An 11781-nucleotide genomic window follows, 5' to 3' on the forward strand; every position below is an offset into this window, starting at 1 on the left:
AAATTTCCCCCTTATATTATTGATGCATTTTTTGTACAAACCACTTTTTTTATCATATATACTGCCTGTTCTAGCTCTTCATTCGTTACAATAAGTGGTGGTAATAGTCTTATAACATTAGGCCCTGCTTGTAATACGAGAAGTCCTGCTTTTTCTAGTTGTTCTATGAAATTTGCAACCTCATGCTTACATTCGATTCCAATCATAAGTCCCTTACCACGAATATTTTGAATACATTCGGCATGTCGTAATTCTTCTTGCAATTTTTTTAATACGTACTCGCTCTTTTCCTGTACTTCTTTTAAAAACGATTGTTCCTTAATGAATTGCAATACTTCTTTCGCTGCAGTCATAGCAATATAATTCCCACCGAAAGTTGAACCGTGTGACCCTGCAGTAAAAGAAGAACCTAGTTCTTTCCGACCAATCATCGCTCCAACTGGAATACCATTCCCAAGCGCCTTTGCGATGGTAACGATATCAGGACCTATTCCCATTTGCTCATAAGCGAATAGTGTTCCTGTTCTGCCTATTCCAGTTTGTACTTCATCTATAATAAAAAGAGCATTGTACTCATTACATAGTTTTTCAATTTCCTTCAAAAAGGATGGATCAGCTAATATCACCCCTCCTTCTCCTTGAATAACTTCTACCATTACCGCTGCAACTTCTTCATTCATTACTTCCTCTAATGCGTGTATATCGTTAAATGGTGTATGTAAAAAAGACGGAAGTAATGGACCGAATCCTTCTTTCACTTTATTTTGCCCTGTTGCACTCATCGTTCCAAATGTTCTCCCGTGGAAAGATTGCTCACATGTTACGACGAGAGATTTTCCAGTATGCTTACGTGCTAGCTTTAAAGCCGCTTCATTTGCCTCCGCCCCGCTATTACAAAAAAACACATAATCTAATGCTGTATCTTCTGTTAATAACAATGCGACCTCTTCTTGTAAGGAGCTCGTAAATAAGTTAGATACATGCCATATGTTTCCAAGTTGCTTTTCTACTGCCTTTACAACAGTAGGATGACAATGTCCTAAGTTACATACTCCAATACCAGAAGTGAAATCTAAATATTGCTCACCATTTTTATCAATAACTTTCGCCCCATTGCCCCTTAGTAATTCAATGTTTCTTCTTCCATACGTTTGAAAAAGATGGCTTGTCATATAATACTCACTCCTTTTGTTACCGTAGTTCCAACACACTCTCCTGTAACCTCAGTAAAATCCTTTGTACCATTTACGATACTAGCCTTTTTCACTCCCATTTTTAACGATGTAAGTGCCGCCTGTACTTTCGGAATCATCCCGCCTGTAATGACACCTTGTTCTATAAAAGTAAGGATTTCATATTCATCCGTTTTCTTTACCAATCTTCCTTCGTGTAATACTCCATCTACGTCCGTTATAAAAATGAGTTCTTTTGCGGATAGTGCGGCTGCAATTCCAGCTGCAGCAGTATCTGCATTTATGTTATAAACTTCATTACCATTTATCCCGATTGGAGCAATAACAGGGATATAATTCATATCTATCAACCCTTTTAATAAGGCTGTTTCTACATAACTTACTTCTCCTACATATCCTATCTCTTCACCAACAGGTTGAACTTGAAGTAAATTACCGTCACATCCTGAAAGCCCCACCGCAAGTAAATCATGTTTTTGTAAATTCATTACGAATTTTTTATTCGTACTTCCGCATAGCACCATTTGAACAACATCCATAACCTCTTTCGGCGTTACTCGTAATCCATCTTTCTTTTCTATCTTGATATTATAGTCTTCTAACTTGGCATCAATTTCTGGGCCACCGCCATGGACAATAACAACCTTATACTTATTTTGCAATTTCTTTATGCAATCAAAAAACACACTATTTAATCGATTCAACATGCTACCGCCACATTTAACTACAATATAATCACTCATCTTCTCTCTCCTTATGTACGATAACAAGCATTTATTTTCACATATTCATAACTTAAGTCGCAGCCCCAAGCTGATCCCGTTTCATCTCCTAAATGTAAACACACATCAATTTTTATTTCATGTTCTTGTAATTTCTTTTTCATTTCCTCTTCAAAAAACATTTGAGGCTCACTATTTTTTAATACGGCGATAGATTGAAGAGTGATATCAATTGTATTTTGGTTAATAGTTACTTCACTCTGTCCAATACTACTAATAATTCGTCCCCAATTTGGATCCTCACCGTATATTGCTGTTTTCACAAGACTTGAACCGACTATTTGTTTTGCAATTTTCTTTGCTTCTTCATTTGTTCTAGCCCCTAACACGTTTACTTCTATTAACTTCGTAGCACCTTCACCATCTTGTGCAATGTTTTTCGCTAAATCTTCACATACCTTTTGTAAAGCAAATACGAAAGTTTCCCAGTCCTTATGTTCCATATTCATCGTTTTCGTTTCTGATAATCCACTTGCCATGACGATGACCATATCATTTGTAGAAGTATCTCCGTCTACCGTAATTTGGTTAAATGTATGATTCGTAATTTGTGCTAATGCTATTTGCAGTATTTCATGCTCTATATTGGCGTCTGTTGTAATAAAACTAAGCATTGTTGCCATATTCGGATGGATCATCCCAGAACCTTTAGCAACACCAGCAATGGTCACTGCTTCCCCATCAATGATCATCTCATAGCAAGTTTCTTTCGTTATAAGGTCTGTCGTTAAAATTGCTTCACAAAAAGAATGAGCTTCACTTACTTTCTTTGTTGGCACAAGAGATTCAATTCCCTTTCGAATGATATCCATCGGTAAAGGTACTCCAATTACACCTGTCGAAGCGACTGCGACGTACTTTTCTTTTACTCCAAAGTGTTCCGCTCCTACTGTTCGCATCTCATAAGCATCTTGCAATCCTTTCATCCCCGTACAAGCATTTGCATTGCCGCTATTTACAATAATTGCTTGTAATTTCCCTTCTGCTGCTATGCTATCCTTCGTTACTTGCAACGGCGCTGCTTGTATTTGATTTGTTGTATACACAGCGGCACATGATGCTGGCACCTCACAAACGATTGCACCCACATCCTTTTTCATCTTTTTCAGACCATTTGCAGTACCGATTGCCGAAAAGCCTTTCGGCGTAACAATTGAACCATTTGCTAATTTTGTAATAGACGATGCTTTAATCATAATTTCCCCCTTATGGATAAAGCGGCATATGCTGTAAACCCGTTGTCTCTTCTATTCCCGCTAATAGATTTGCATTTTGAACTGCTTGCCCTGCTGCGCCTTTCATCATATTGTCTATCACAGAAACTACTGTAATTCTTTCTGTTCTTTCATCGTAAGCCATCCCAATATCACAATAATTTGAGCCTCTTACTTCTTTCGGACTCGGGAATTCTCCTTGAGAACGAATTCGAACGAAAGCTGAGTTGTGATACGTTTCTTCATACAACGTTTGAAGTTGCTGCATTTTGATTTCTTGTTTTACTTTCGCATAGAGTGTAACCATAATCCCTCTTGATATCGGTATTAAATGTGTACTAAATGTGATTGGCTTCGCTTTACCATTCCACTCTACAAGCATTTGCTCAATCTCAGGAACGTGCTGGTGCTGATTTACTTTATAAATGTGAAGGTTATCATATAGCTCTGGAAAATGTGTCATTGTTGTTGGAGTTTTGCCCGCTCCAGATACACCTGACTTTGCATCAATGATAATCGAATCTTCTTCAATCATTCCGCTACGTACTAACGGCGCTATCGCTAATAAGGCGGCTGTCGCAAAACATCCTGGGTTTGCAATTAAATTTGCATTTTGAATCTCAGGCCTTTTCCATTCACTTAATCCATATACTGCTTTCCTAAGGATTTCTACTTCTGCAGCTGGCCGTTTATACCACATTTCATATGACGAAGGATCTATCATACGAAAGTCACCAGATAGGTCAATCACTTTTAAATCGACTTCTAATAATTTTGGTGTCAGCTCCGCCGATACTCCTGCGGGTGTTGCTAAAAACACAACCTCTGCTACCTTCCTTATTTCACCCACATCAATTTCTTGCAACTTATGAACGAGAACATTTCGCAAATGCGGATATGCATTCGCTATGCACTCGCCAACTTGCGAAAAGGAGTGAAGAGATGCTATTGAGAAGTATGGGTGTTGCTCTAATAACCTAATTAATTCAATACCTCCATATCCAGTTGCTCCAATAATTGCGACTTTCATACGCTCCTCCTTAAATCGATTCTTTAAATTAAATATGATTATAATATTGTATATTTATAGAGTCAATTAAATATTTATTAATTTTAAAAACTTTAAAAACTTAATTTTACTAGAAAAATAATATACACAAGTGGATTTTTATACAAAAACAGTGCATGGTAGTATTTTTATTTCACTTCAAGTACAATAAAGTGAAACTTTATTCAGAGGGGATTTTGTCCATCCCCTCTGATTATTAGCCCACACCAATCGGGCTTTTACGGGCAGTTAATGCGGGATAAAACAATACATGTATACATACAGGCGGGGAAAAACATGAATGAAAAATTAATTGAGAAAATGATTATAAAAAGTTTTCGGCAATATCAATGTAATCCTGTTTCAAAAGAGGATCAGGAAATGCTAATTAAACATATTCAAATGATAATTCATTCAAATACTGAAATTGATGTATACGAGGCAGTTGAGGATATCGTTTACGATTATGTGACTGGAAAATAAAAAAATAGGAGATTTCCATATGGAAATCTCCTATTTTTTACTTAATGATTTGCCTGCAACACGTTCAAATAAACCTGGGAATAATGCGTAGAGCTTTGGCCCCATTCCCATCCACTTCGGCAAGTTTACTTCACGTTTTTTCGTTTGCATCGCCTTTACGATTTGTTCTGCTACATATGTTGGTTTTAACATGTAACGTCCCATATTTTTCACATATGTACCTGATTGATCGGCTATTTCAAAAAAGTTCGTATCTATCGGTCCTGGGTTAATTGCTGTTACATACACATTTGTGTTAGATAACTCCATACGCAAACTATTCGTAAATCCTAATACAGCGTGTTTTGTTGCTGCATAAGCACTCGACTTCGGCGTTGCAATTTTTCCAGCCAATGAAGCAATATTAATAACTTGTCCTTCGTTCCTTTTTACCATATAAGGTAATACCGCTTTCGTACAAGCTACTAATCCAAATACATTTACTTGAAACATATCCTTTACTTCATCCATTGACGCATCTTCAAACGTTTTAAAAATACCAAACCCAGCATTATTTACCAATATATCAATACGCCCTACTTCTTCTAATACCTTTGAAAAAACAGATTGTACTTTCGTTTCTTCACTTACATCTAGTACATAGTAATAGCAAGGCGTATTATAAGTTACTTTAATTTTGTCTGCTAATGCTTGTAGCTTCTCTTCTGTTCGAGCCATTAATACCGGCGTCGCCCCTTGCTCTGCAACCTGCATTGCAACTTGCTCTCCAATTCCACTAGAAGCACCTGTAATGACGATTACTTTTTCTTGTAAACGTCCCATCATTGCTGTCACCTACTTTGCATAATAAATCAATTGTTGTGAAGATTCATCAATCATCACTTGTTGATTATATGCTAAAAAGTCTAATTGTCCAACAGTTTCTGAGATAGTAAGTGGCAATTGCTCTTTATATAATACCGGAAATAGTTTTACACATACTTCAAATGCTGTCATTGGCTTTTCCTTTAATAGTTCAAGCACTTTAAAAGCACGTGTCTCTTGCTTTTGTAATCTTGTTTCAATAAGTTGTTTCACATTCAGAACATCTTCCCCATGCCCTGATAAAATACGTGAAATATTCATTTCACTTAAACGTTTTAACGTTTGATTGTACTGCAATAAAGGACGTGCTCTTTCTGTTTGCCCTTCATATGGTGGTTCTAATATTGGATTTGAAGAAATATGACTAATGAGAGCATCCCCACCAATTAATATTCCATCAGATTCTCTATATAATGAAATATGAGTGGAAGCATGACCCGGGGTTTCAATCACTGTAAATCCAGGTAACGAATCTATACGATCTCCCTCTCTCACGGTATGTGTTAACGATCTATTACAAGAATATTTAAGTGTCTTCGTCGTCAATAACGCCTCATCATTCAGAAATGCTGCTGGAACGCCGAACTGCAAGGCTGTCTCTTTAAAAAATTCATGATACCTCTTTAAAAATTCAGCATTCTGCGTGATCCACGGTTCATTCCAAGGATGTCCGATAATCTTTACTTTTTCAGAAAATGTATTTAAAAGTCCGCAATGATCCGCATGGTGATGCGTAATCACTACCGTTTCAATATCTTCTATCTTATACCCTAATGCACCTAATTGACTTTCTAGTGCCTTCTTTGCTTCTTCTGTATTTGTCCCTGTATCAATTAACGTTAATGTTTCTCCCTCAACTAAAAACACATTTACTGTCTCAACTGCAAATGGAACAGGAATCTCCATTCGATGAATCGCCGTCATGCTTAGCCCCCCCTGTCTTTTTCCGGTTCAAAAATGAATACCTCTTCAGTTTACAACTTCCCTATAAATTTGTCATTATTTTCAGATAAAAAGAGGTGTTTTCCATAAAAAAACGAATGTATGTACATTTATAAGCATTTCTAACCAAATTTAAAGGAGGCACATCATGTCTATGCAAAACATTTCCTTTCTCGGTGCAGGCTCTATTGCCGAAGCGATTATTGATGGTTTATTAAACGCAAATGTTGTTAAAGGGGAACATATTACTGTAAGTAATCGTTCTAACGAGACAAGATTACAGGATTTACATAAAAAATACGGTGTCAAAGGTACACATAATAAAAAGGAATTACTTGCTGATGCAAATATTCTTTTTCTAGCTATGAAGCCAAAAGATGTTGCAGAAGCGATTATTCCTCTTAAAGAATACATAAATAATGACTTGCTTATTATTTCGTTATTAGCAGGTGTTTCTACTCATTCAATTAGAAACCTGCTTCAAAAAGACGTTCCGATTATTCGTGCAATGCCAAATACATCTGCTGCCATTTTAAAATCCGCTACCGCTATCTCACCTTCAGAATACACAACGGAGGAACATATTCGCATTGTAACATCGTTATTTGAAACGATTGGTCTCGTCTCTGTTGTAGACGAAGAAGATATGCATGCTGTCACTGCATTATCCGGAAGTGGACCAGCTTATATTTATTACGTGGTAGAGGCAATGGAAGAGGTTGCAAAAAAAATTGGTTTAAAAGAAGATGTTGCAAAATCTCTTATTCTTCAGACGATGATTGGTGCTGCTGAAATGCTAAAAGCAAGCGAAAAACATCCTTCTATTTTGCGAAAAGAAATTACTTCTCCTGGCGGAACTACTGAAGCAGGTATTGAAGTATTACAGGAGCATAATTTTCAACAAGCATTAATTTCCTGTATTACACAAGCAACGAAACGATCACACGATCTTGGAAAAACATTAGAAAAAATAGCAAAAGAAAAATAAAAAACGGAGCTCAACTTTATTTGAGCTCCGTTTTTTATTTTAATCATATGATATGCTTTTAGTTATTACTCTTACCAAAAATCTCTTCTTGCAGACGACGACCTGTTGGTGTTGCTGCAAGTCCACCTTCTGCTGTTTCACGAAGTGCTACTGGCATCGTTTGTCCAATTCTAAACATCGCCTCAATGACTTCATCACATGGAATTGTACTAGTTACACCAGCTAATGATAAATCAGCTGAAATCATGGCATTCGCAGCTCCTGCTGCATTACGTTTTACACAAGGTACTTCTACAAGACCTGCAACAGGATCACATACTAAACCAAGCATATTCTTTAATGAAATCGCCATCGCTGTAGCAGCTTGATCTTGTGTTCCACCAGCCATCTCAACTGCTGCTGCTGCTGCCATTCCACTTGCTGAACCTACTTCAGCTTGGCAACCTCCTGCCGCGCCGGAAATACAAGCATTATTCGCAACAACCATACCGAAAGCTCCTGCTGTAAATAAAAATTCAATCATTTCTTCGCGTGTCGGCTGTAATTTTTCTTGCAGTGCAAAGAGTACACCTGGCACTGTTCCAGCAGATCCTGCTGTTGGTGTTGCACAAATGATTCCCATCGCCGCGTTTACTTCATTTGTTGCGACAGCTTTACTCACTGCGTCCAAAATTGTATCTCCAGATAAGCCTTTTCCACTCTGCATATACGCTCGAACTTTCACGGCATCGCCGCCAGTTAAACCAGTCGGTGATTTTACACCACGAATACCGCGTTCTACTGCTTGTTCCATCACGACTAAGTTCTTTTCCATTCCAGCAATTACTTCTTCCCGTGATATACTTCTTGTCTTCATTTCACATTGAATCATAATTTCTGCGATTTTTACATTTTGCTCTTTAGCTTGCGCCACTAGTTCCGCTGCGTTCCGAAACATGGTGTGTCCCCCCTGCAATTAATCCATAATAGTTACTTGACAAATATTTTGTTGCCCATTTATTTCCGCGATTACTTCATCTGCTAATAATTCATCTGTTTCAATGACCATAAGCGCTCTTCTTCCTTTTTCTTTACGAGAAACACTCATTGTACTAATGTTAATCTCATGCTTAGCAAGGATTGAAGCTACAGCTGCGATAGCACCAAAGCGATCGTTATTTACAATAAGTAGTGCTGGACTCGTGCCTGTTAATTGAAGATCAAATCCGTTTAATTCTACAACTTCAATTTTACCGCCACCAATTGAGCAAGCAACAACTTCAATTTCCTCTTCACCTTTATACAGACGAATTTTCGCTGTATTTGGATGCGGAGCATTTGCATCTTCTTCAATGAATTCCACTTCAATCCCGCGTTCTTTTGCAATATCTAACGCACTTGGAATACGTAAATCATCTGTTTCAAATCCTAGTATTCCACCGATTAGCGCTACATCCGTACCGTGACCACGGTATGTTTTTGCAAATGAACCATATAATGAAATGCTAACTCTCTCTGGTTCATGACGAAACAGCTGGCGAGCAACTTGCCCCATTCTTGCCGCGCCTGCTGTATGTGAGCTTGATGGACCAATCATAACTGGACCAATAATATCAAACACTGAGCGATACTTCATTATAACTCCCCCTAAACCTCTATGAAAAAATTTATTCTACTATTTTATTAAGCTGCCGCATCTGTTGCTTTTCCAGTTGTACCACGAATCTGTTCCGCTGTACGAATTGGATAGTTTTTGAATAAAAGTGAATCAATATATCTTGAAATAATACCAGATACCATAGTACATAAGAAATATAGCATTACTTTCATTTAAAATGATATAAGATAACCAGCAATAAATCCTGGTAGCAATCCAAAGTTTAACACAGAAGCCCCTACAAGCATAGCATAAACAGGTGATACACCCATTGCTAATGCAACTAAAGTTGCACCCGCTACTCAGCTTAGACTACCTACTGATTTTCCGACTTCTTTTAAAGAATGGTATACCAATTAAATCTCCACCAACGTATAATTGAAAAGCTTCAACTAAGAAACTTGCAACGGCTACACTTGCTAAAGCTCCTATTGCTTTCATACCGTTTGGCGCTTTAAAACTAAAGAGTGAAACAAGATATAGTACAAATAATCGTAATATCTTTCTTTTAATAATCTTCCATGTTGCTCTCTCACTGTTTAGTCAATTTCGTTTGTTACAAAAAATGGCTAACACGCATGATGTAAATTATGATAAATTATAATGTGCCCTCATTATATCTTGTTTTTTATAAAACGCTTACTTTTGTTGAATTTTAAAATTTCTGAATAAAATTCCATTCCCTCTATTTGTATTACATGTATATATACGTTCTTATATAACAGTTTTTCTAAATAATCGATATTTCTTATTTTCATCCTATATATTCGAGCCATTAAAAATTTCTGTGTTATCCAATTGTAAATATAAAATGATAACAGTTTATCACTAAATTTTTTTAGAAATAAAAAAATGGTAAACATAAGTTACCATTCTTCCTGGAAAATATTATTTTTCTACTGGAAATACTTTTAAATCCATTGCAATTTCTGTATTAGGAAATAATTCTTTTGCTTCTTTCAATAATTCCTTATATGTATCTCCTTGATAACGAGAACTAATATGAGTCAATATTAATCGTTTGGCATTTGCCTGAAGTGCAATGCTCGCAGCTTGCTTAGATGTGGAATGAAAATAATCATACGCTTGTTGTTCATCTTCTGCCGCAAAAGTGGCTTCATGAACAAGTACATCAGCGTCTTGCGCAAGCTCTCTACTCGCTTCGCAATATCGTGTATCACCTAAGATGGTAATAATTCTTCCCTTTTGAGGTGGGCCGATAAAATCTTTTCCATTTAATATCGTACCATTCTCTAATTCAACTACTTCTCCATCTTTTAAACGCTTAAAGATTGGACCTGGTTTCACACCCATTTCCAGCAATTTATCGACTAAAAGAACACCTTGTATATCTTTCTCTACAATACGATATCCAAAACACTCAATGCCATGTGACAATTTTTTCGTTTCGACATAAAACTCATTATCTTCAAATACAGTACCTTCTTCTGTTATCTCAACGATTTCAAGTGGATATTTCACATGTGTCGTACTTACTGATAATGCCACTTCAATAAATTGTTTAATTCCTTTTGGTCCGTACACTGTTAACTTTGTTGTTCCACCTTGAAACGAACGGCTACCCAATAAACCTGGCAATCCAAAAATATGATCGCCATGTAAATGCGTAATAAATATTTTTTCAATGCGGCGTGGACGTACAGACGTATGTAGTATTTGATGTTGCGTCGCCTCGCCACAGTCAAATAACCAAGTCTGTCCTCGTTCTTCTAACAATTGTAAGGCAATTGCTGAAACGTTCCTTCCTTTTGAAGGAACACCTGCACCAGTTCCTAAAAATACAAATTCCACTTTCTTTCCTCCAGCTCTTTATATAATCTATCTTTCATCTTACGGAATGTTATTTCAATTGGCAAATTGAATTTACATAACCAATCATCTAGACAACTATATAACACGAACATTAAAAATAAAAAACTTAACAATCGTTCGTGTTTTGTAGTAATATAACTATATCACACATAAAGGGAGCGTTTTATTATGAAAGAAGTATTTCGTTTACAAACTGATTTTTCATCTTCATTTGATCGCTGGGTAAGTTCTTTCGTTTCTGATCACCCAGCACAACTAGAGTGGACGACTTTAAAAGAATTAATTCATGAATATACAACATCACATACAAATGAGACGTTACCAACATATATTTCTTCAGCTTTAACATATTACGCACAACGCGTTTCAACAACAAATAGCTCAGAGATTGTTATTTTTGAAAATGCTACAATCTCATAATCTATAATAAAAGCACTGTATAATCAGTGCTTTTTATTTATATTCATTAAATTATTTTCCCACCTTATTTAGAAAAAAACACATCTTATTTCATACTATATAGTCATCACGAATCTATTTAACTTTTCAAAAAACAGATAAAAAAGATATTGACACTACAAATTTACAATGCTAATATTCAACGTGTAATTGAATATGGTCTCTGTTAGGTGAGGCTCCTGTATAGAGAAACGCTGCTGCCCAAAAATGTCGAGAGACGCCAATGGGTCAACAGGAAAGGTCGGAATGAAGGCCTTTCTTAACGTAGCTGGTTTCAGTACCTATGCTATACAGTGCTAAAACTCAACGAGGGAGAGGTGCGTATGTTTTGTCATACAC

Annotated in this window: 13 protein-coding genes, 1 pseudogene and 1 riboswitch; of the genes and pseudogenes, 3 read left to right on the top strand and 11 right to left on the bottom strand. The window is 36.6% G+C overall.

Annotated features, from left to right (window positions below; genetic code table 11):
• Positions 1-11: 11 nt before the first annotated feature.
• From FT637_RS02815 to argC, 4 genes are read right to left on the bottom strand one after another with little or no spacing between them, the layout of a single operon-like run.
• Entirely contained in the window at positions 12-1172 is a 1161-nt protein-coding gene (locus tag FT637_RS02815) for an acetylornithine transaminase (RefSeq protein ID WP_193645047.1), read from the bottom strand.
• Entirely contained in the window at positions 1169-1936 is a 768-nt protein-coding gene (argB, locus tag FT637_RS02820; protein WP_193645048.1) for an acetylglutamate kinase, read from the bottom strand. The genes FT637_RS02815 and argB overlap by 4 nt, the downstream gene beginning before the upstream one ends.
• Positions 1937-1947: 11 nt before the next feature.
• Positions 1948-3171, bottom strand: coding sequence for a bifunctional glutamate N-acetyltransferase/amino-acid acetyltransferase ArgJ (gene argJ / locus FT637_RS02825; protein WP_193645049.1), 1224 nt, complete (start codon positions 3169-3171; stop codon positions 1948-1950).
• A 10-nt stretch (positions 3172-3181) separates the two neighbouring features.
• Entirely contained in the window at positions 3182-4219 is a 1038-nt protein-coding gene (gene argC, locus FT637_RS02830; protein WP_193645050.1) for an N-acetyl-gamma-glutamyl-phosphate reductase, read from the bottom strand.
• Between the two features lie 315 nt (positions 4220-4534).
• On the opposite strand from argC, the gene FT637_RS02835 reads away from it, so the two are divergent.
• Positions 4535-4720: a YqzH family protein gene (locus FT637_RS02835; RefSeq protein WP_002160569.1), complete on the top strand. Its 186-nt coding sequence runs from the start codon at positions 4535-4537 to the stop codon at positions 4718-4720.
• Between the two features lie 30 nt (positions 4721-4750).
• On the opposite strand, the gene FT637_RS02840 is transcribed toward FT637_RS02835, so the two are convergent.
• Together FT637_RS02840 and FT637_RS02845 are read right to left on the bottom strand one after the other, a co-directional pair.
• Positions 4751-5545, bottom strand: a complete 795-nt coding sequence (locus tag FT637_RS02840) for an SDR family oxidoreductase (protein WP_193645051.1) — start codon at positions 5543-5545, stop codon at positions 4751-4753.
• Between the two features lie 9 nt (positions 5546-5554).
• Positions 5555-6508, bottom strand: a complete 954-nt coding sequence (locus FT637_RS02845; protein WP_193645052.1) for an MBL fold metallo-hydrolase — start codon at positions 6506-6508, stop codon at positions 5555-5557.
• Positions 6509-6674: 166 nt separating this feature from the next.
• Here FT637_RS02845 and proI point away from each other — a divergent pair, with 166 nt between their 5' ends.
• On the top strand, positions 6675-7514 hold the full coding sequence (proI, locus tag FT637_RS02850) for a pyrroline-5-carboxylate reductase ProI (RefSeq protein ID WP_193645053.1): 840 nt from the start codon (positions 6675-6677) through the stop codon (positions 7512-7514).
• Positions 7515-7572: 58 nt separating this feature from the next.
• Here the strand turns inward: proI and sdaAA are convergent, their stop codons facing one another.
• The 5 genes and pseudogenes from sdaAA to rnz form a co-directional block, all read right to left on the bottom strand.
• Positions 7573-8451 carry an L-serine ammonia-lyase, iron-sulfur-dependent, subunit alpha gene (gene sdaAA / locus FT637_RS02855; protein WP_193645054.1) on the bottom strand — a complete coding sequence of 293 codons (879 nt, stop codon included), beginning with the start codon at positions 8449-8451 and terminating at the stop codon, positions 7573-7575.
• 18 nt (positions 8452-8469) lie between these two features.
• Positions 8470-9129 carry an L-serine ammonia-lyase, iron-sulfur-dependent subunit beta gene (gene sdaAB / locus FT637_RS02860; RefSeq protein ID WP_002088527.1) on the bottom strand — a complete coding sequence of 220 codons (660 nt, stop codon included), beginning with the start codon at positions 9127-9129 and terminating at the stop codon, positions 8470-8472.
• 47 nt (positions 9130-9176) lie between these two features.
• A complete protein-coding gene (locus FT637_RS02865; RefSeq protein ID WP_193645055.1) occupies positions 9177-9323 on the bottom strand; it encodes a hypothetical protein in 147 nt (48 codons plus the stop codon).
• Positions 9324-9326: 3 nt separating this feature from the next.
• Positions 9327-9666, bottom strand: a pseudogene (locus tag FT637_RS30540) (PTS sugar transporter subunit IIC); the annotation flags it as partial.
• Positions 9667-10038: 372 nt separating this feature from the next.
• Positions 10039-10962, bottom strand: coding sequence for a ribonuclease Z (gene rnz, locus FT637_RS02875; RefSeq protein WP_193645056.1), 924 nt, complete (start codon positions 10960-10962; stop codon positions 10039-10041).
• Positions 10963-11151: 189 nt separating this feature from the next.
• On the opposite strand from rnz, the gene FT637_RS02880 reads away from it, so the two are divergent.
• On the top strand, positions 11152-11403 hold the full coding sequence (locus FT637_RS02880; RefSeq protein WP_002145851.1) for a DUF3932 family protein: 252 nt from the start codon (positions 11152-11154) through the stop codon (positions 11401-11403).
• A gap of 194 nt (positions 11404-11597) precedes the next feature.
• Positions 11598-11763: riboswitch (M-box (ykoK) riboswitch) on the top strand.
• Positions 11764-11781 lie beyond the last annotated feature (18 nt).

Source organism: Bacillus cereus (assembly GCF_015071065.1).
GTDB classification, from domain to species: domain Bacteria; phylum Bacillota; class Bacilli; order Bacillales; family Bacillaceae_G; genus Bacillus_A; species Bacillus_A cereus_BA.

What these genes read in the sequence shown, in the direction of transcription:
- FT637_RS02815 (WP_193645047.1), bottom strand. Translation starts at nt 1,172, where the DNA reads ATGACAAGCCATCTTTTTCAAACGTATGGAAGAAGAAACATTGAATTA.
- argB (WP_193645048.1), bottom strand. Translation starts at nt 1,936, where the DNA reads ATGAGTGATTATATTGTAGTTAAATGTGGCGGTAGCATGTTGAATCGA.
- argJ (WP_193645049.1), bottom strand. Translation starts at nt 3,171, where the DNA reads ATGATTAAAGCATCGTCTATTACAAAATTAGCAAATGGTTCAATTGTT.
- argC (WP_193645050.1), bottom strand. Translation starts at nt 4,219, where the DNA reads ATGAAAGTCGCAATTATTGGAGCAACTGGATATGGAGGTATTGAATTA.
- FT637_RS02835 (WP_002160569.1), top strand. Translation starts at nt 4,535, where the DNA reads ATGAATGAAAAATTAATTGAGAAAATGATTATAAAAAGTTTTCGGCAA.
- FT637_RS02840 (WP_193645051.1), bottom strand. Translation starts at nt 5,545, where the DNA reads ATGATGGGACGTTTACAAGAAAAAGTAATCGTCATTACAGGTGCTTCT.
- FT637_RS02845 (WP_193645052.1), bottom strand. Translation starts at nt 6,508, where the DNA reads ATGACGGCGATTCATCGAATGGAGATTCCTGTTCCATTTGCAGTTGAG.
- proI (WP_193645053.1), top strand. Translation starts at nt 6,675, where the DNA reads ATGTCTATGCAAAACATTTCCTTTCTCGGTGCAGGCTCTATTGCCGAA.
- sdaAA (WP_193645054.1), bottom strand. Translation starts at nt 8,451, where the DNA reads ATGTTTCGGAACGCAGCGGAACTAGTGGCGCAAGCTAAAGAGCAAAAT.
- sdaAB (WP_002088527.1), bottom strand. Translation starts at nt 9,129, where the DNA reads ATGAAGTATCGCTCAGTGTTTGATATTATTGGTCCAGTTATGATTGGT.
- FT637_RS02865 (WP_193645055.1), bottom strand. Translation starts at nt 9,323, where the DNA reads ATGAAAGTAATGCTATATTTCTTATGTACTATGGTATCTGGTATTATT.
- FT637_RS02880 (WP_002145851.1), top strand. Translation starts at nt 11,152, where the DNA reads ATGAAAGAAGTATTTCGTTTACAAACTGATTTTTCATCTTCATTTGAT.